Source organism: Brachybacterium endophyticum (assembly GCF_003130585.1).
GTDB classification, from domain to species: domain Bacteria; phylum Actinomycetota; class Actinomycetes; order Actinomycetales; family Dermabacteraceae; genus Brachybacterium; species Brachybacterium endophyticum.
Map to the genome: position 1 here is coordinate 568479 of NZ_QFKX01000002.1, position 19082 is coordinate 587560.

Genomic DNA, 19082 nt, shown 5'->3' on the forward strand with positions numbered 1-19082 from the left:
CCGCCGAGCGGGCCCGTGCCCACCGGCGGCCGATGAGGCACGGTAGCGCTCAGCGCTCCAGCGTCTCGAACTTGTAGCCCAGTCCGCGCACCGTCACCAGGTGCACCGGGTTCTTGGGGTCGCTCTCGATCTTCGCCCGCAGGCGCTTGACGTGCACGTCCAGGGTCTTGGTGTCGCCCACGTAGTTCGCTCCCCACACCCGGTCGATGAGCTGACCGCGCGTGAGCACACGGTCGACGTTGCGCAGCAGCAGCTCGAGCAGCTCGAACTCCTTGAGGGGGAGGGAGACCTCCTCCCCGCGCACGGTGACCACATGGCGCTCGACGTCCATCTCGATGCCGCCCGCCCGCAGGGTCGCCTCGGTCTCGTCCTCGGCGCTGTCCTGCCCGCGCCGGAGCACCGCCTTGATGCGGGCCAGCAGCTCACGGGAGGAGTAGGGCTTGGTGACGTAGTCGTCGGCCCCCAGCTCGAGCCCCAGGACCTTGTCGAACTCGTCGTCCTTCGCCGTCAGCATGATGACCGGCACGCTCGAGGTGCGGCGGATCTCGCGGCACACCTCGGTGCCGCCGATGCCCGGCAGCATCAGGTCCAGCAGCACCAGCTCGGCTCCATGGGTGGAGAAGATCCGCAGTGCCTCGGTGCCGGTGGCTGCGACGGCGACCTCGTATCCCTCCTTGCGCAGGGAGTACGCGAGGGGGTCGGAGAACGACTCCTCGTCCTCGACGATCAGGATCCGGGTCATCGGCGTCCTCTCTCTCGTGCGGCAGCGCCGCCTCGGCAGTGACGATACGGGACCGGTGCTCCGGTCGCCGTCGGGGTGGGATGAAGACGTGGGGCCGGGGAGACCCCGGCAGGCGCGGACGCGGGCGCCGACGCAGGCGTGAGACCGGGCGCGGGAGTGCCGGGACGGGGCGAGCGCGAGAGGTGTCGGGCGGCGGTCTGCGAGCTCACGAGGCATCCCCCTCCGACCTGTTCGCGGTGCCGACCGTGGTCGCATCGGTGCGACCCATCTCGGGGATGCGGAGCACGAACGTGGATCCCTGACCCTCCATCGACCAGGCCGTCACCTCCCCGCCGTGGTCCGTCGCGATGTGCTTGACGATCGCGAGACCGAGGCCCGTGCCCCCGGTGGCGCGTGACCGCGCGCGATCCACGCGGAAGAAGCGCTCGAAGACCCGCTCGAGGTCCTCCTTGGAGATCCCGATGCCCTGATCCTTGACGACGATCTCGACCATGCCGGCGTCCCGCCGCGCCGAGACGCCGACCTGCGTGCCCGAGGGCGAATAGGCGATCGCGTTGGAGATCAGGTTCGACAGGGCCGTGGTGAGCATCGTCGTGGAGCCGTAGACCTGCAGGCCCGAGGGAGCCCCGCCCGCCAGGACGATGTCCGAGCCCAGGGCGAGGTTGCGGTTGGCGCTCATCGCCTCCTCGACGACGTCGTCCACGTCGACGGCGCTCGCGTCCGGCAGCGCGGAGGCCCCCTGGACGCGCGAGAGCTCGATGATCTCCTGGACCAGGTGCGACAGACGCTGGGACTCGGACTGCATGCGCTGGGCGAAGCGGCGCACCGCCTCGGGATCCTCGGCCGCGTCCTCCATCGTCTCGGCGAGCAGGTTGATCGCGCCGACGGGGGTCTTCAGCTCGTGGGAGACGTTGGCGACGAAGTCGCGTCGGGTCTCCTCGACCCGCACCGCGCGGGTCCGGTCCTCGGCCAGCAGCAGGACGCCGCGTGACCCCAGGGTCCCCAGACGCACGTCGATCACCGACTCGGAGTCCTCCGGGCCCTGGCGTCGGATCGTCAGCCGTTCGTCGCGGTAGCCGCCGTTGCGGGCGACGTCGGCCGCCAGCTCGATCAGCTCCTGGTTGGCCAGGCGCGGGTAGTCACCGCTGCTGGCGCGCACGATCCCGTAGGAATAGGCGAGCGGGGAGACCCGCAGGACGTCGCCGCCGGCGTCGAGGACCACGTACGCGGTCGAGAGGATCGTGAGCACCTCCGCCGCGGGCTCCGGGACCGTCGACGTGACGGTGGTCGGCGCAGGGGCTCCCCGGTTCTGACGCACCAGGGAGAGAGTCGCCGCGCAGCCGATCACGAGACCGATGGCCCCGGCGAGCACGAGGAGGACTGACACAGGCACGCCCCCTATCGTAGGTCCAGGTGAACGGCATTCCTGCAGCTGGACGTCCTCCGGTGCGTCGAGGTCCGCAGGAGTTCACCGGGCGGTGCCCTCGCGTTCACCTGTGATTGCGAGGATCAGGCGCCGGCGCCGCACAGGCGGCCCCCGGTGGGACCAGCCCGCCGGGACGCGATGAAGGGAACGAGGGGCACATGCGCGAGGCGTATCGCAGCGATCTGCGACACCTGGTCGAGGACCTGGTGGCGATGCTGGACCGCGTCCACGAAGGGCTGGGTGGCGCCTCCACCGCTCTGCTGGACGGCGACCTGGCGCTCGCCGAGCGCGTGATCGCTGCCGACTCCCACATCGACGAGGACCAGGCGCAGCTGGACGAGACCATGATCCAGCTGCTGGCCCGGCAGGGGCCCGTGGCGGGGGATCTGCGCCTGCTGGTGGCGGGCCTACGGATGAGTTCGACCATCGAGCGGATGGGCGACCTCGCCGCGCACATCGCGATCGTCGCCCGGCGCAGCCACCCGCAGCTGGCCGTCCCGGAGCGCCATCGTGAGGACTTCCAGCGTCTGGGGGAGCTGGCACTGGGAGCGGTTGGCTCCAGCGCCCGGGTGATCAGCGGGAACGACCTCGCCCTCGCGGCGCAGGTCGAAAAGGACGACGACGAGATCGACGCCCTGCAGAGCGACATCTACCGCGCGGTCACCCGTCACGACGACTACACCAGCGCCGAGGTCATGAACCTGACGCTGCTGGGCCGCTACTACGAGCGCATCGGCGACCACGCGGTCTCGCTCGTGCGTCGCGTCGGCTTCCTCGTCACCGGCGACACGCTGGACTCCCACGGCGGGCGCGAGGATCCCGAGGAGTTCTGAAGGGCGAGCTCCGAGTCCTGAATTCTCTGAGCCCTGAACGCTGAGCCGTGAGCCGTGAGCCGTGAGCCGTGAGCCGTGAGCCCCGAGGGCTGGAGCGCACGGTGACGTGCCACGGCTCCCGCTCACCGCTCGCACGAGGGCCCCGGACCGATCGGTCCGGGGCCCTCGTGCGAGCGGTGAGCGCTCAGCCGCGGTTGGGGCGCGGGCGGCGCTCGGTGATCTTCCGGGCGCCCACCTCCGTACCGTTGCGCGCGGCCTGGCGGAACGCCTGCAGCACCACGCCCGTGAGCAGGGTCCAGACGATGATCTGCCAGGCGGGGCGCTCGTTCTCCGGGTCGGTGATCGCCTTGACCTCGGCCTTCGACGCGCCCGACTTCTTGGCCTCCTTGCGAGCGGCCTTGGTCTCCTTGGCCGAGCGCTTGATGTTCTTGTTCGTCGGGGCGTCCTCGTCGAGGACGCTGTTCCAGATCGCGGTGATCACCTTCTGACCGACGACGCCGGCGGCGATGCTGGCACCGGTCATCGCGATCTTCACCAGTGGGTTGGGCACGTGAGCCTCCTGGGCGGTTCTCGGGGTCGTCTCCGATGGTACCTGCCGGGGCGCATCGGGCCGAGGACGCCCCGTGACGCCTCTCAGGAGTTCTCCTGGTCCTCCACGTACTGGTCCATCGTGTCGTCGGCCAGGGCCTTCTTGAGCTCCTTCATGCCCGCCTCGTCGCTGCCCACGACGCTCGCGCCGCCCTTGGTCGTGTAGGGGTCGCCGTAGGGCACGGAGAGGTAGTCGATGTCGGAGCCGCGGATGCCGCGCAGGGACATGCCGAGCTTCACGAGCTGCGAGCCCGTGAGGGCGTCGTCGGTGGTGAGGTACGGCGAGACGACCTCGACGGTGTCGGAGATCTTCGAGGGGCTGGAGAGGGTGTCACGGTCCAGCAGCTCCCCGATGATGCCCTTGAGCAGCGCCTGCTGGTCGCGGTTGCGCTGGAAGTCGCCGTCGGCGAAGGTCTTGCGCTCACGGGCGAAGACCAGGGCGGTCTTGCCGTCCATGTGCATGCTGCCCTGGGTGAACTCCACGCCATTGGAGGTGAACTCCTTGGGCACCTGGACGTCGACCCCGCCGAGGGCGTCGACGAGCCCCTGGATCCCCTCGAAGTCGATCAGACCGACATGGTCGATGTGCGCTCCCGTGTAGTCCTCGACCGTGTTCACCACCAGGGGCACCCCGCCGTACTCGATCGCGGAGTTGATGCGGTCCTTCCCGTGACCGGGGATGTCGACGTACAGGTCGCGGGGGAAGGACATCACGTAGGCCCCCGAGTGATCGGCGGGGACGTGCACGAGCATCATGACGTCCGAACGCTGCCCGGAGACCTTCTCGGCCGCGGCGGCCTCGGGGCTGCGCTTGTCCGATCCCAGGAGCAGGAAGTTCTCGCCCGCGGTGTCGCCCGACCTGTCGTCGTCGATGCTGATCGTGGTGCGCTTCTCGTAGGAGTTGTTGAGCGAGGTCAGGTAGCGGGCGGCGATGATCCCCGCGGCCGCGACCAGCACCACGAGGATCAGGAGGATGATCAGGAGTGCGCGTCGGCCGCGGTGGGGGCGGCGGGTCCGACGGGTCCCGCCGTCGTTCTCCCAGTCGCCGGGCAGGTCGATGTCGGGCTCGCTCATGAGCGGTCCTCCGGATGCTTCGGGCCGACGAACGCGGCGTGACGGAAGCACTCAGGATATCCCCGGGCACCGGCGTCGTCGCGCGCTCCACCGGCTCATGGCAAGGTCCTCACGAAACCTCCGCGGGAGGCGCGGGCCGGGTGGGGTGCGCGGTGGGGACGGCCGGTGTCGGCCGGGGCAGGTTGCGGCGCCTATAGGAGGATTCCGAGTCAGAATCGCTCGGATTTGGCTCGGAACTCTCCTATAGACGGCAGGCAGGCCGCCGGACAGCGGGCGGGACCCGGGGCGGCGGGCAGCCTCCAGACGGGGCAGGCGGCGTGCCCGCGCGCGTCAGTCGGTGGGGCCGCTCGAACGCGCGCTCGCTCCCGCGGAGCCCTCGCCATCGACCTCGTACGTCAGGTCCCAGATCAGGCGTCCGGCGTCATGGGCCTTGCGCTCGAAGCTGGTGAGCACGCGCCCCTCGAAGCGGGGGGACCAGCCGTGGACGGGCATCTCGTCGGGCACCTCGTCGCTCGGCGTCCCGTCGGGGCGTGGGCCGTCGGGGGAGGTGTTTACCAGGCGCGGGTCGGCGTCCAGCACTGCCCGCATGTGACAGGCGTACTCCGCCCAGTCGGTCGCCAGGCGCAGCAGCCCCCCGGGTGCCATCAGCGGCAGCACCGCATCCAGCAGCGGAGGGTTCACCAGGCGCCGTTTGTGGTGGCGGGACTTGTGCCAGGGATCGGGGAAGAAGATCCACAGCTCGGTGATGCTGCCCGGCGCCAGCAGGGTGGGGAGGGAGTGGAGGGCGTCCAGCGGCACCAGGCGCAGGTTGCGGGGACTGCCGGCGCGCTCGATCCGGTCCAGCGACTGCGCGATGCCCGGGACGTAGACCTCGAAGGCGAGGTGGTCGCGGTCGTCGCGGGCCGTGGCCGCCGCGGCGATGTTCTCGCCCTGTCCGCTGCCGATCTCGACCACCAGCGGTGCAGTGCGGCCGAAGACCTGCGCGGGGTCGAGCCGGGTCCCGTGGGCCGGGACGGTGTCGCGCTCGCCGCGCGGGAGGTCCAGCACCCAGGTGTCGGCCAGACGGTCCCAGGCGTCCTGGCGGCTCGCCGAGAGGCGGCTGCCGCGGCGCACGAAGGAGACGACGTCGCGATGAGGGCGGGAGGGATCCTGCGTCATCGTTCAGCGCACGCGGCGCAGCTGGTCGCCGTCGAGGGTGACCTCGACCTTGCCCAGCGGGTCCTCGGCCGGGCCGCGCACGACGTCGCCGCTGGTGGAGTCGAAGCGGGAGCCATGGCAGGGGCAGTCGAGCTCGGCGCCGTCGTGGCCGACGGCCAGGGCGCAGCCCTGGTGTGTGCAGTAGCCGGACATCGCGCTGATGTCCTTCCCGGAGCCGCGCACGATCGCGACGTAGGGCTGCTCGCCGCCGAAGTTCACCAGGGTGGTCGCGTTCTCGGGGATCTCCGAGAGGGCGACGGCGTCGTCGGACGCCTGGACCGGGTCGGCGTTGCCGAAGCCCTCGTCGTCCGGGCCGCAGGCGCCGAGCGCGAGCGTGGAACCGGAGCCGAGGGCGAGTGCGCCCAGGGCGCGGCGACGGGAGAGACAGGGGCGACGATCCATGCCCTCAGCGTACTCGCGGGACCTGAGCACGACGGTCCCGATGACGGTCGCGGTGACGGTTCTCCGGGTGCCGCTCAGACCTCGTCGGCCTCGAGCTGTCGCGGATCCCACGAGAGCACACCCCGCGAGCGCCATCCGCGCGCCGTGACCGCGTCCAGGGCCTCCCGCCGCAGAGTGGGTGAGAGGCGTTCGACGTAGAGCATGCCCTCGAGGTGGTCGACCTCGTGCTGGAGGCAGCGGGCCAGGACGCCGCCCTCGTCGGACACGTCGACCTCGTTGCCCTCGAGGTCGGTGCCGGTGACCCGGGCCCCGGTGAAACGTGCGGTCGGGTAGCCCTCGCCGGGCACCGACAGGCAGCCCTCGATGGACTCCTCGTCCAGGACCAGAGTGCCGAAGCGCTGCAGCCGGGGGTTGATGACGACCCCGCGCTGCTCGATGTCCTCCGCGTCGGTGCAGGAGTAGACGAAGATCCGCCAGCGCGCACCCACCTGCGGCGCCGCCAGCCCTGCACCGTCCGCCGCGTCGTTGGTCTCGAACATGTCCGCGACCAGCGTGCGGATCTCGTCGGTGATCTCTCGGACCTTGCGGGTGGGGCGCTCGAGCGCCCGATGTCCGATGATCGTGATGGGGCGGACGGTCACTGCTGTTCTCCTGGGGTGTCACGGGACGGGGAGGGGCGGGAGGGCGCGGCCGGGGGCGACGACGCGGACGACGACGCGGCCGAGGGCGAGGACGCGGACGCGTTCGCCGCGGCGGGCGAGGCCGCGCTGCTCGGTGCCGGATCGGCCGAGGACATGGTGGCCGCCGGGATGTCGGAGGCCCCGGGCGTGGCCGGTTCCCGGGACGGGGACGGAGCGAGGGCGGTGGGCCGGGAGATCACCGGGACGGGCTGCTCGGGGCCGGTGTGGACGGCCCGTCGGCGAGGAGGATTAATCGCGAAGAGGCTGCCGGCGTCCACGATCGAGGCCGAGCGCCCGTGGGTGAGGGGCTGCTCGGTGCGCGCGGCCTCGCAGACCGCACGACCGACCTCCTCGTTGTGGTCGGCGACCCCGGCGAGGAACTCCAGGGAGTGCGAGGCGTGCGTCTCCAGGGCCAGGTGGTGCCAGGCGGGAAGGCCCGCGGCGATCTGCCGGGCGCGCAGCAGCTCGGCGTCCAGCGCCGCGCCGGCGACGATCACGATGTTCGCGAGCCACAGCAGCAGCAGGATGCCGATCGCGCCGTTCAGAGCGGGCAGGAGGTCGGAGATCCGGGTGAGCTCGCCGGTGAGGCGGCCCAGCAGCTGAGCGGCCCCGAACAGCAGCAGCACCACCAGGGTCGACCCCACCGTCATCACCCGGTAGCGGGGGAGGCGCACGTTGGGGAAGAGGTAGTAGGCCAGCGAGATCGCGACGATCAGGATCCCCAGCAGGATCGGCCACTTCACCACGTTCCACACCTGGAAGGCGAAGCGGGGGATCCCCACGAACTCGCCGACCTCCTGGGTGGCCTCGCCTCCCACCACGACCACGCCCGCGATCAGCATCACCATCGCGACGGCCAGCACGGTCTCCCCGAACACGATGGTGCGGAACCACAGGAAGGGGCGGCCCTCACGGGTGTCGTAGACGTGATGGAGCGCCCGGTGGAAGGCCGCCATGCCGTTGGAGGCCGACAGCAGCGCGCCGAACGTGCCCAGCGTCAGCCCCAGCACGCCTCCCCGGGTCGTGCCCAGGGCCAGCAGCGTGCGTTCGTACGGCTCGGCGTCCACGCTCGGGAACACCTCGGTGACCAGGCTTCCCAGCGTGTCGACGGTGCGCTCCTGGAAGCCCAGCATGGAGACCACCGAGATCATCGCGATGGCGGCGGGGAGCACCGACAGCAGCATGTAGAACGTCATCGTGCCGGCCACGTCCCAGACCTGGATGTCGATCATGCGGACGCGCAGACGGTTCAGCACGTGCCAGATGCTCAGGCGGGGTCGGGCGATCGTGACCTCGCGCCGAGCCTTCCGGCTCACCGCCCGCCGCCGATGTCGCGCACTCTCATGCAGAGGCCTCCTGTCCCTCCTCGGGCGCGACGGGGAACTCCCAGGGGGAGTCCGGGTCGGCCGGGACCGAGGAGGTCAGGATCGAGCCGTCCGCGCGCCGGTCACCCAGACCGACCGGTTCGCTGAGATCGGTGTCGCCCAGGCGCGGCCCCTGGTCCGCCAGCGCGACGGTGACGCCCTCGGCCGTGATCCTCACGCTCTCGCCGCGCACGTCGACCTCGACCTCGGCCCCGTCCTCCAGGACGAAGGAGATCTCGGAGCGGGTGAGGCGGGCGCGGAAGCGGGAGCCGCGGATGGTGAGGGGGAAGGTCAACTCCGGCCACGAGGAGGGCAGGCGCGGGTCGAAGCTGATGGTGCCCTGGTCGTGGCGCATGCCCCCGAACCCGTGCACCAGGGCGTTCCAGACCCCGCCGGCGGAGGCGATGTGGACGCCGTCGGCCGTGTTGCCGTGCAGGTTCGCGAGGTCCGCGAACAGGCCCGCGTGGAAGTAGTCCAGGGCGGCGCGATGGTGGCCGACCTCGGAGGCGACGATCGACTGCACGACCGAGGAGAGGCTCGAGTCGCCCGTGGTGATCGGGTCGTAGTACTCGAAGTCGGCGCGCTTCTCCTCGAGGGTGAACTCGCCGCCGCGCAGGAACAGCGCGAGCACGACGTCGGCCTGCTTGAGGACCTGGAAGCGGTAGATCACCAGCGGGTGGAAGTGCAGCAGCAGGGGCAGCGCCTCGGGCGGCGTCGCCGGGAGGTCCCAGACCTCCTTGTCGAGGAAGGAGTCGTCCTGCGGGTGGATCCCGAAGGCCTCGTCGCGCACGACGTACATGCCCTCGGCGCACGCCTCCCACTGGGCGGGCTCGCCCTCGTCGAGGCCGATGGCGGCGACCAGACGCTCGTACTCCGCGGGATTGCGCTCGCTGAGGCCGCGGACGGCCTCGGCGGCCCGGTGCAGGTTGTGCCGCGCCATGACGTTGGTGAACATGTTGTTGTTCACCACCGTCGTGTACTCGTCGGGCCCGGTCACGCCGTGAATGTGGAACTCGTGGTGGTCGTCGCCGTGGCTGCGCCAGAAGCCCAGGTCCGCCCACATGCGGGCGGTCTCGGCGAGCACCTCGATGCCCTCGCGGTCATAGAAGTCGAGGTCCCCGGTGACGTCCGAGTACTGCGCGATCGAGTACGCCACGTCCGCGTCGATGTGGTACTGCGCGGTGCCGGCGGCGTAGTAGGCCGAGGCCTCGTCGCCGTTGATCGTGCGCCAGGGGAACAGTGCCCCGCGCTGGTTCAGCTCGCGGGCGCGCTCGCGCGCCTTGTCGAGCAGGTTCACGCGGAAGCGCAGGGCGTTGCGGGCCCACAGCGGCGTCGTGTAGGTCAGGAACGGCACGACGTAGACGTCGGTGTCCCAGAAGTAGTGGCCCTCGTACCCCGAGCCGCTGACGCCCTTGGCGCCGACCCCGAGGCCGTCGGCCCGGGCCGTGGCCTGGGCGAGCTGGAACAGGCACCAGCGGATCGCCTGCTGCTCGACCGGGTGGCCGGGGATCTGCACGTCGGTGCGCTCCCAGAAGTCCTCGAGGAACGCTCGCTGGTCCTGCTCACCGGGGGTAAAGCCCTCGGCGCGGACGCGGTCCAGGGTGCGGCGGCAGCGGTCGAACAGCTCGCGCACGGGCAGGAACGCCGAGGAGTGGTAGGAGACGGCCTTGGTGATCCGCAGCGACGACCCGGGCACCATGTTCGCGCGGAAGACATGCTTGCCCTGATCGGGTTCGGTCGAGACCAGCTGCTCGACCTCGAGGTCGGAGTCGACCTGGTGGTCCGCGCCGATCGCGAGCGACATGTCGGAGTCGGACGTGCGGTACCCCAGCAGCATCCGGCGGTCCGAGTGCCAGTCCTGATGGGGCACCAACACCCGGTGGTCGAAGGTCGTGGTGCGTCGGGGGTCGTTCTTGCCGCCGGGGGAGGCGTGGACGCCGAAGTCGTCGCTGCCGTCCTGGCGGTTGATGATCTGCGAGGAGACCGCGATCGGCGCGCTGCCGTCGAGCATCTCCAGCTCCATCGTCATCTGCGCGAGATGACGGTTGCTGAAGGAGACCATGCGGCTCGTGCGCACCCGGATCCGCTTGCCGGCGGGCGTGCGCCAGATCAGGTCGCGGCGCAGCGTCCCGTCCCGGAAGTCCAGCGAGCGCTCGTACTCCTCGAGCTCGGCGACGTCCAGCAGCAGCGGCTCGTCGTCGACGTACAGCTTCATCACCGTGGAGTCGGGGACGTTGACGATCGTCTGACCGGTGCGCGCGAACCCGAAGGCCGATTCGGCATGGTTGATCTGCCAGGTCTCGTGGAAGCCGTTGATGAAGGTGCCGTGGGCGTGGACGGGGCGCCCCTCCTCGGGGGTGCCGCGCATCCCGAGGTAGCCGTTGGCGGTCGTGAACAGCGTCTCGAACTGGCCGAGCTCTCCACCGGGACGGGACTCCACCAGGCGCCACTCGTCCACGGGCAGGTGCTGGCGGTCCACCGGATCGCCGATGACGTGGTCGCGGGGGTTCATGACTGCTCCTCCGACGGGGTCTGCTGTGTGGTCTGGTGCGGGGCTCCGGTCGTCCCCTCGGCCGACGAGGCGGGGGCGAGCTCCTCGAGGTCGGAGACGACGCGGTCGGCGCCGGCATCGGCGAGGGCCTCGTGCCCGGCGCCGCGGTCCACGCCCACGACGGCGCCGAACCCGCCGGCGGCGCCCGCGCGCACTCCCGAGACGGCGTCCTCGTAGACCACGGCGTCGTGGGAGTCGCAGCCCAGGAGGTCCGCGGCACGCAGAAAGGTGTCGGGGGCGGGCTTGCCCGGCAGGGACTCGCGGGAGGCCACGTTGCCGTCGACGATCACCTCGAAGCGGTCGAGCAGGCCTGCCCCGCTCAGCACCTCCTCGGCGTTGCGCGAGCTGGAGACGATCGCCAGACGCGCGCTGCTGGGCAGGGCGTCGAGATAGGTGACGGTGCCGGGGTAGGGGGCGATGCCGTCGCGGCGGATCTTCTCGAGCACCCGGGCGTTCTTGCGGTTGCCCAGGCCGGCGATGGTCTCGCTGCCCTCGGGCTGGTCGACAGGGTCATCGGACGATCCCTCGGGGATCGTGATGGACCTCGAGGCGAGCAGCTCGCGGACGCCGTGGGTGCGGGGGCGTCCGTCCACGTGCGCGTAGTAGTCCGCGTCGGTGTAGGGCTCGGTGACACCGCGCGAGGTGAGGAAGGCGGAGAACATCTCCGCCCACGCCTCCATGTGGATGCGCGCGGTCGGGGTGATCACACCGTCGAGGTCGAAGAGATGGACCGGCAGGTCGCGCGGCTCACGGTGGGGAGCGTCCGCGGGGGAACCGGAGGGGTCGGGCGTCGGGCTCTGGGGAGTCGGGCTCAGATGCACACGGACATGCTAGGGCCCCTGCGGCCGGGAGATGGAAACGCACACCGGGCGCCGGGCGAGTCCGTCCGTGGATCACGGCCCGAGGGGCGGACCGGGCGCGGCAGCGGGCGGAGGGCGGAGAGGGGCCCGGGAGGAGGGGATCACGGACCCTGGCGGGCGGTCGGGGCCGGGCGTAGCATCGACGGCGCCTGCGTGACCGTCCGCGGGACGTCCGCAGCCCGACCCCGTCCAAGGAGCATGGATGACCGCTCTCGCGGCAGCCTCCCCCGTCGACGCCGTGCGCCGCACCGTCGACATCGTCCCCTGCCAGGACAGCGTCCACCTCACGATGACGCTCGCGACCATCTTCGCCCCGGCACCGGCGCGGCTGTGGCCGCTGCTGACCGACCCCGCGCAGCTCGTGCAGTGGTACGGGCCCGTCGGCGGTGACCTGCGCGAGGGTGGCCGCTTCACCGCACCCGGCGCCGAGGGCGGCATCCTCGAGGTGGAGGCGCCGCACTCCCTGCACCTGAGCTGGGAGTACGAGGGGCGCCGTGACGATCTCCTGATCCGTCTGGACCCGGTGGACGACGGCAGCACCGATCTCGAGCTCACCCACACCACCGACGTCGACGCGGAGGTCTTCTCCCGCTTCGGTCCGGGGGCGCTGGCAGTGGGATGGGATCTGGCCCTGCTCGGTCTCGCGGCCTTCAGCGGCGGATGGCAGGACCTGTGCGGGCAGGTCCCGCAGCCCGCGCCGCAGTGGCTCGCGAGCGACGAGGGAGCGGACTACGTGCGTGCCTGGTCGATCCGCTGGGCCGCCGCCTCGACCGCCGCCGGCACCGATCCCGAGCAGGCGCGCGCCGGCGAGGTCGCGACGACCGCCGCCTACGGCGGGGCACGCACCGCGGAGGTCTGAGCGCGCGGTCCCGACCGACCGCAGGCGTCAGCCGTCGGCGACGACGGTCCGCACCCGCGCTCCGGGATCGCCCGGCACCAGGGCCTGGTCCACCAGCGCCCGTGCCAGGTCCTCTCGGGCGATCCGGCGGCTCGATGCGTCGGTGGCGCTCGCCGCGTCCACCAGTCGCGGCCTGCGCGTGCCCAGCAGGTCGGTCAGCCGGCCCGCACGCAGGACCGTCCAGTCCGTGCCGCTGCCGTCCAGGAGCATCTCGCAGCGCCGCAGCTCGCGCGTGTGATCCTCGGGCGAGACCTCGGTACGCAGCGCCGTGAGCAGGTCGCGCGCCGCGCGACGGGTGCTGCGGTCGACGCGAGGATCCGCGGCCTCGCCGCTCAGGGCGAGGCTCGAGGAGGAGACCAGTCGGCCGACGCCGGTGCGGCGCATCGCGCGCACGACGCTCACCAGCAGCTCGGAGAGGTCGCAGCGGTGAGCGCCGGGGACGGGATCCGGCTCGAGAGCGAGGATCACCGCGCTCGCTCCGTCCAGCGCCGCGAGCAGACCGACGGGATCACCCGGGTCGATGCCGATGATCTGCTGGGCGGGGGAGACCTGCGCGACGAGCGAGGGATCCTCGGCCGCGCTCACCACCTCGCACGCCCGCAGCAGTGCGTCCCGGGCGACGGCCTCGCCCAGCAGGGAGTCCGCCGCGAAGACCGCGAGGCGGGGAGGGGGCGGAGGGTCTGCGGGATGCGCCGTGCTCATGGCTCCACGCTATCCCGCTGCGAGGGAGGGCCGCCGGGCGTGGACATCTTTGCCCTGGCGAAGGATCCGGTGGAAGAGTGAGAGCGTGCCCTCCTCATCCGTGCCCACCGCCGTCGGGCGGTCGTCGGACGGTGAGGCCCGCCGGGTCATCCGCTCGCTGATCGGCCCGGTCTACGCGCCCACACTGATCGAGGCCTCGGGATCCAACGCGCTGCTGCCGGTGATACCGCTGCTGGCCCTCGCCCTGGGATTCTCGGTGCCGGCGACCGCGGCCATCACGCTCGTCTTCGGGATCGCGGCCGTGCTCGGACCGATCCCCTCGGCCCGACTGATGGATCGGGTGGGGGCACAGCGCGCGCTGATCGGCACGGGCATCCTGCTGGTCGCCACGAACCTGGTGGCGCTGGTCGTGATCGGGCGCGGTCTCCAGGACGGCCCCACCACCGTGCACCGCGGGATGCTCGTCCTGCTGCTGGTCGTGATGGCCGCGAGCTCCCAGGTCTGGGCGCTGGGCCGCCAGTCCTATCTCGGGGGCGCGCTGCCCTCGGCGGTGAGGGCCCGTGGCATGACCCTGTTCGGCGGCATGATGCGCATCGGCCAGGTGGTCGGCCCGCTGCTGGGAGCGGTGGTGACCGCACTCGGGCATGAGAGCTGGGTCTTCGCTCTCTTCGCCACCCTCAGCGCGGCCGCCACGGTGATGGTCGCGGTGTTCATGGTGCCCGGGGAGGGGGCCCGCACCGCTGCCGGCCGTCCGGGCCGGTCCACTGCCGACCGGTCGACGCGCAGCAGCCCGATGCGCGCCAGTCCGGCGCGATCGCGGCTGACCCGCGGGGTGCTCACCCGGATGCTCGTCGTCGTCCTCGGCATCACGCCGCTGCTGATGGCGCGGGTGAACCGTCCGACGATCGTGCCGCTGCTCGGCGCCGTGCTGGGGGTCGACGCCACCACCATCTCGATCGTCTTCGGCATCTCCGCCGTGCTCGACATCGCCCTCGTCGTCCCGGCCGGCGTGCTCATGGACCGCTTCGGGCGCGCCGCGGTCGCCGTGCCCTGCTCGCTGGTGATGGGCGTCGGCTTCGTGCTGATGGGTGTCCTGGCGAGCACCGCGGGGGACGACGGCGGCACGGGGTCGGTGACCGCTCTGCTGGTCCCCAGCCTGCTGATGTCGCTGGGCAATGGTCTGGGCTCGGGGATCGTGATGACCCTGGGCATCGACGTGTCGCCCGTGCACGGGCGCACCCGCTACCTGGCCTGGTGGAACACCTTGCTGGGCGTGGGGCGTCTGGCCGCGCCGCTGATCGTCACCGGAGTCACCCTGATCGCCCCGGTCGCCGCGGCCGCGATCGTGAGCGGCGTGCTCTGCCTGGGCGGCGGAGCCTGGCTCGCCAAGGTCCTGCCCCATCACACGCCCGCGCCCGTCGGCCGTACCCGCAGGGCAGCCCGTACCTGATCGCAGCGCTGCCGGGCCGACCATCGTCGGATGCGGCGGGTTCCCGGATGCTGTTGCATGAACCCATGGCAGCCTCCTCGTCCTCTCCCTCCGGCACGTCCGGACCGGCGTCGCTAAAGGACCGGGGCCCGGCGCCGGTGGCATTCGAGGACGTGGCCGTCCTGCACGACGACGTGCTCATGCTCGACGGTGCCAGCGGCCACGTGCCCCCGGGCGGTGTCCTCGCCCTGCGCGGTGCCAACGGCTCGGGGAAGACCACCTTGCTGCGGGTGCTGGCCGGCATGATCGCGCCCACCGCGGGCCGCGTGCAGATCGCCGGGAGGGTCCCCGACGACCGCGACCGACGCTTCCGCCGCACCCTCGCCGCCCTGATCGGCCCGCCCATTACCGCCCGCGACCTCACGGTTGCCGAGCACCTGCGGTTCATCGGCGCCACCTGGGGCAGCCCGGCCTCTGCCGCCGCCTCCCTCGCGGACGACCTGCTGGAGGAGCTGGCGATCTCCGCGCTCGCCCGCCGTTACCCCCACGAGCTCTCGAGCGGGCAGTCCCAGCTGGTCGCGATCGCCCTTACTCTCGCCCGTCCCCTCGACGTGCTGCTCCTGGACGAACCCGAGCAGCGACTGGACCCGGACCGCCTCGACCTCGTCATCGAGGCCCTGCAGCGCCGCGTCGACCACGGTTCCGCGCTCGTCATCGCGACCCACAGCCCGCACCTGGCAGGCGCCCTCGCCACCGACACCCTCACGCTCGTGGGCGAGGACGGGGACGGGGGCGGGGAACCGGAGGCGGCCACGGAGACGACGGGCACGGAGACGGCGACGGGCCCGGGGGAGCGGGCGTGAGCGCAGGCCCCCGCGATGCCGTCATCAGCGCGGACGGAGCGGACGGAGCGGACGGTGCGGACAGGGCGCACGAGAGGGAACGCCGGCGCATCGCGCGGCGCGCGGTCGCCGAGGTGTGGAGCGATCGCGAGGGCGCCCGCGGTGTCCTGGACCTCGCCTACCTCGTGTACATCGCGGTCGTCTCGGTGCTCGTGCTCGGCGTGCCGGCCCTGCGCGCCGCCGGGATCCTGCTGGCCCGGCCGGACGTGCTGCCGGTGCTCTCGGCGCCGGTCACGGGAGCCCTGCTGGGCGGTGGATCCCTGATGGGGGCCGCGCTGCTGGTGCTCGCCGGGGCGGGACACGGGCCCGCCGTCCTCGCGCCCTTCTTCGCGGTCACCCTCGCCGCGAGCGAGCGTCCGCGACGCACCGCCCTGATCCGGCCGTTCGCCCGCAGCGGGATCGCGATCGCGCTGGTCCTGCTCGCCGTTTCCATCGTGCTCGGTCGCGTCCTCGTGCTCGGCGCGCAGGCCTCGACGGGCGGAGCGGTCGCGCTCGCCGCCGCGAGCCTCGGCATCGCCCTGGCGTTCCAGGGGGCGTGGCTCGCGGGGCAGGTGCTCGGAGCCGGAGCCCGGCGCCTGCTCGCAGGGTTGCTCGCCCTCGCGGGCATCGCCGTGGCCCTGGTGGGCGCGCTCTCCGGGTCCGAGGAGGCGCAGCGCGCCCTCGCCGGGGCCTATCCCGCGCTGCCCGGTGCCGCGGCAGGAGCCTCACCGGAGCAGGGCACCGTCCTCTGGGCGCTCGGTCTGCTCGTGCTCGGTCTGCTCGTGGTGGCCGCCTGCATCCCGGCGCTCGACCGCGTGCGCGGGCGGGTGCTCGTCGACCAGGGCCGACGCTGGGAATCGGCCACCACGGCCGCCCGCTCCTCCGATCTCGCGGCCGCGGCCGGGACGTACCGTGCGCTGCCGACGACAGGCCGCAGGCTGCGGGCCGTCCGCGGCGGCGGCAGGGGCCCGCTCGCCCTGGCCGCCCTGTACCTGAGGCGCGACCTGGTCGCCCTCATGCGCACGCCCGAGCGACTGCTGATCGCCGCGGCAGGAGTTCTCCTCGCCGGTGGCCTGCTCGCGCTCTCCCGCGGGCTCACCGGTCCGCTCGCGGTCCTCGCGCTCGTCATCGGGGCGCTGATGCTGTGGAGCGCGAGCGGCGTGTTCGTCGACGGACTGCGGCACGGCATCCAGACCATCGGGGCCCCGCGACTGTTCGGGCAGTCCACGCGGGCCCAGGTGCTCCTGCACTCCCCGGCCCCGCTGCTGGTCCTCATCGTGCTCTCGGCAGCCGGATCGGCGTGCGCGCTGCTCATCGGCCCGGGGACGGGCCCAGCGGCCGCCGGCGGTGGGGCTCCCGCCCCGGCTGCCGCCGCGCTCGTGCTCGCTCCAGCCCTCGCGGCCACGCTGGTCCTCGGGCGCATCCGCGACGCCGCCAAGGGGCCCATGCCGCTCGCGCTGACCACGCCGATGCCCACGGTCCAGGGCGATGCCTCGATCGTGCCGATGCTCCTCTGGCAGGCCGACGCGCCGCTGTTCGCGCTGGTGATCGCGGCCGCGCTGACGGCCGCACTGGGGAGCTCCTGGGCGCTGGCGACCGGTGTCTGGGTGCTCGCGCTCGTGCTGCTCGCCCTCGATGCCCGTCGGCGCGTGCTCGAGCTCAGCCCTGGCGCGCGATGACCTCGCCCAGACGCCCCACGGCCTGCTCGATCACCTCGGGGGAGTGGGTGACGAAGCTCAGGCGCATCGTCGAGAGGTCCGGGTCCTCCGCGTAGAAGGACCACCCTGGCAGGTAGGCGACGCCCGCGGCGACGGCGTCGTCGAGCATCAGCTGGGCGTCGTAGCCCTCGCCGAGGGCGGCCCACAGGAACATCCCGCCCTCCGGGCGCGTCACGTGAGCCTGGGCGGGGAGCACCGGTGTCAGCGCCGCCGCCATCGCGTCGCGCCGCGCGCGGTAGACCTCGATGACCCTGCGCACGTGCGCGTCCAGGTCCTTGGTCTCCAGGTAGCGGGCCACGGTCAGCTGATCCACCACCGAGGACTGCATCGAGATCGCCGCCTTGGCGACCGCGAGCGTGTCCAGGATCGGTCCCTCGGCGCGGATCCAGCCGATGCGCACGCCCGGGCTCATGAGCTTGGACATCGACTTCATCAGCAGGGTGCGACCGGACATGCCCGGCTCCGCGGCGATCGGGGCGAAGCGGTGGCCGTCGAAGGACAGCTCGCCGTAGGGGTCGTCCTCGATCAGCGGGACGTCGTAGCGGCGCAGCACCTCGGCGACCTGCGCGCGCCGCTCGGCCGACATCGAGCGGCCGGTGGGGTTCTGGAAGGTCGGGATCAGGTAGACCAGCCGGGGGCGATGCAGGCGGATCGCGCGGTCCAGCGCGTCCGGCAGCACGCCGCCGTCGTCGGTCTCGACGCCGACCATGCGCGCTCCGTGCACCGCGAAGGCCTGCACCGCGGCGAGGTAGGTGGGCGATTCGACCAGGACGACGTCTCCGGGTTCGAGCAGGGCTTCGGCCGCGACGAACAGCCCCTCCTGGGAGCCGGAGGTGATGCGGATCTGAGAGGCGTCGGTCGCCAGGTCCCGTGAGAGCCGCCGGGCGGCCTGCTCGCGCAGCTCGGCCTCACCCTCGCTGACGCCGTACTGGAGGGCGCGCGTGCCCTGGTGGGTGAGCACCCAGTCGTAGCACTCGGCGATGTCCTCGAGCGCGAAGAGGGAGGGGTCCGGGATGCCGCCGGCGAAGGAGACGACGTCGGGCTTGGCGGCGAGGGCGAAGATGTCCTTGAGCGGTGAGCTGGCCATTCCGGCGTAGCGGGCCGCCACGGGGAAGGTGAACGCGGACGGGGTCGGGCTGCTCGGCGGCATCTGCGAGGACATGGCCCCATGATCCCACGCCGTGCCCGGTCAGCGCGGCAGGGCGCCCTCCAGGCCCAGCAGCGCCTGCTTCGTCTCGAGGCCGCCTGCGTACCCGGTCAGACGACCGTCGGCGGCGACCACCCGGTGGCAGGGGACCAGGATCGACAACGGGTTCGCCCCCACGGCCGCGCCGACGGCCTGGGAGGCGCGCGGGGCGCCGAGGTCCCGGGCGAGCGTCCCGTAGGTGGTGGTGCCGCCGTAGGGGATCGCGCGCAGCTGCTCCCAGACCCGCAGCTGGAACGGCGTCCCCTCGGCGCGCAGCGGCAGGTCGAACCCCTCGCGCTCACCGGCGAGGTACTGCAGCAGCTGGAGGGAGGCCTCGGCGAGGAGGGCGTCGCCGTCCTCGGCCTGCTCACCGAGTCGTCCGGCGCGGGGGAAGTGCTTCTGCTGGTCGCGCCAGACGCCGGTCACCGCGTCGCCGTCGGAGGTGTGCTGCGCGGCGATCAGGTAGCGGCCGACGGGCGTGTCGACCGTCAGGTGGCGCGGCGGTTGCACGGTGTGCGTGGTCCTGTCCATCGTTCGTGCGCTCATGGTGT

General features: G+C 72.3%; 18 protein-coding genes. 5 read left to right on the forward strand and 13 right to left on the reverse strand.

Going from position 1 to position 19082, the window contains the following annotated elements; genetic code table 11:
• Positions 1-49 precede the first annotated feature (49 nt).
• Together DEO23_RS06940 and DEO23_RS06945 are read right to left on the reverse strand one after the other, a co-directional pair.
• Entirely contained in the window at positions 50-742 is a 693-nt protein-coding gene (locus DEO23_RS06940) for a response regulator transcription factor (protein WP_109275261.1), read from the reverse strand.
• 205 nt (positions 743-947) lie between these two features.
• A complete protein-coding gene (locus DEO23_RS06945; protein WP_109275262.1) occupies positions 948-2135 on the reverse strand; it encodes a sensor histidine kinase in 1188 nt (395 codons plus the stop codon).
• 191 nt (positions 2136-2326) lie between these two features.
• On the opposite strand from DEO23_RS06945, the gene phoU reads away from it, so the two are divergent.
• A complete protein-coding gene (gene phoU, locus DEO23_RS06950; protein WP_109275263.1) occupies positions 2327-3001 on the forward strand; it encodes a phosphate signaling complex protein PhoU in 675 nt (224 codons plus the stop codon).
• 184 nt (positions 3002-3185) lie between these two features.
• Here phoU and DEO23_RS06955 read toward each other — a convergent pair whose 3' ends face one another.
• From DEO23_RS06955 to DEO23_RS06990, 8 genes are all read right to left on the reverse strand, one after another.
• Positions 3186-3551: a DUF4235 domain-containing protein gene (locus DEO23_RS06955; protein ID WP_109275264.1), complete on the reverse strand. Its 366-nt coding sequence runs from the start codon at positions 3549-3551 to the stop codon at positions 3186-3188.
• Between the two features lie 83 nt (positions 3552-3634).
• Entirely contained in the window at positions 3635-4663 is a 1029-nt protein-coding gene (locus tag DEO23_RS06960; protein ID WP_109275265.1) for an LCP family protein, read from the reverse strand.
• Between the two features lie 330 nt (positions 4664-4993).
• Positions 4994-5821, reverse strand: coding sequence for a tRNA (guanosine(46)-N7)-methyltransferase TrmB (trmB, locus tag DEO23_RS06965; RefSeq protein ID WP_109275266.1), 828 nt, complete (start codon positions 5819-5821; stop codon positions 4994-4996).
• A 3-nt stretch (positions 5822-5824) separates the two neighbouring features.
• Complete coding sequence (locus DEO23_RS06970) at positions 5825-6262, reverse strand: QcrA and Rieske domain-containing protein (protein ID WP_109275631.1); 438 nt, start codon at positions 6260-6262, stop codon at positions 5825-5827.
• Positions 6263-6336: 74 nt separating this feature from the next.
• A complete protein-coding gene (gene def, locus DEO23_RS06975; protein WP_109275267.1) occupies positions 6337-6903 on the reverse strand; it encodes a peptide deformylase in 567 nt (188 codons plus the stop codon).
• Positions 6900-8258, reverse strand: coding sequence for a YihY/virulence factor BrkB family protein (locus tag DEO23_RS06980; RefSeq protein WP_240613264.1), 1359 nt, complete (start codon positions 8256-8258; stop codon positions 6900-6902). The genes def and DEO23_RS06980 overlap by 4 nt, the downstream gene beginning before the upstream one ends.
• A 25-nt stretch (positions 8259-8283) precedes the next feature.
• Positions 8284-10818, reverse strand: a complete 2535-nt coding sequence (locus DEO23_RS06985) for a glycoside hydrolase family 65 protein (protein WP_109275268.1) — start codon at positions 10816-10818, stop codon at positions 8284-8286.
• The gene (locus DEO23_RS06990; RefSeq protein WP_109275633.1) at positions 10815-11537 is read right to left on the reverse strand and encodes an HAD family hydrolase; all 723 of its coding nucleotides are present in this window, start codon (positions 11535-11537) and stop codon (positions 10815-10817) included. The genes DEO23_RS06985 and DEO23_RS06990 overlap by 4 nt, the downstream gene beginning before the upstream one ends.
• 382 nt (positions 11538-11919) lie before the next feature.
• Here DEO23_RS06990 and DEO23_RS06995 point away from each other — a divergent pair, with 382 nt between their 5' ends.
• Positions 11920-12576, forward strand: coding sequence for an SRPBCC domain-containing protein (locus DEO23_RS06995; protein WP_109275269.1), 657 nt, complete (start codon positions 11920-11922; stop codon positions 12574-12576).
• A gap of 27 nt (positions 12577-12603) precedes the next feature.
• Here DEO23_RS06995 and DEO23_RS07000 read toward each other — a convergent pair whose 3' ends face one another.
• Positions 12604-13317, reverse strand: coding sequence for an NAD(P)H-binding protein (locus tag DEO23_RS07000; RefSeq protein WP_109275270.1), 714 nt, complete (start codon positions 13315-13317; stop codon positions 12604-12606).
• 85 nt (positions 13318-13402) lie between these two features.
• Between DEO23_RS07000 and DEO23_RS07005 the strand changes: the two genes are divergently transcribed.
• From DEO23_RS07005 to DEO23_RS07015, 3 genes are all read left to right on the forward strand, one after another.
• A complete protein-coding gene (locus DEO23_RS07005) occupies positions 13403-14767 on the forward strand; it encodes an MFS transporter (protein WP_240613265.1) in 1365 nt (454 codons plus the stop codon).
• Between the two features lie 65 nt (positions 14768-14832).
• Positions 14833-15609, forward strand: coding sequence for an ABC transporter ATP-binding protein (locus DEO23_RS07010; RefSeq protein ID WP_109275272.1), 777 nt, complete (start codon positions 14833-14835; stop codon positions 15607-15609).
• Complete coding sequence (locus DEO23_RS07015) at positions 15606-17306, forward strand: hypothetical protein (protein WP_240613266.1); 1701 nt, start codon at positions 15606-15608, stop codon at positions 17304-17306. Before DEO23_RS07010 ends, DEO23_RS07015 begins: the two co-directional genes overlap by 4 nt.
• Here DEO23_RS07015 and DEO23_RS07020 read toward each other — a convergent pair.
• Together DEO23_RS07020 and DEO23_RS07025 are read right to left on the reverse strand one after the other, a co-directional pair.
• Entirely contained in the window at positions 17287-18507 is a 1221-nt protein-coding gene (locus DEO23_RS07020; RefSeq protein WP_240613267.1) for an aminotransferase-like domain-containing protein, read from the reverse strand. The genes DEO23_RS07015 and DEO23_RS07020 overlap by 20 nt on opposite strands.
• Before the next feature lie 27 nt (positions 18508-18534).
• Positions 18535-19077, reverse strand: coding sequence for a methylated-DNA--[protein]-cysteine S-methyltransferase (locus tag DEO23_RS07025; RefSeq protein WP_240613268.1), 543 nt, complete (start codon positions 19075-19077; stop codon positions 18535-18537).
• Positions 19078-19082 lie beyond the last annotated feature (5 nt).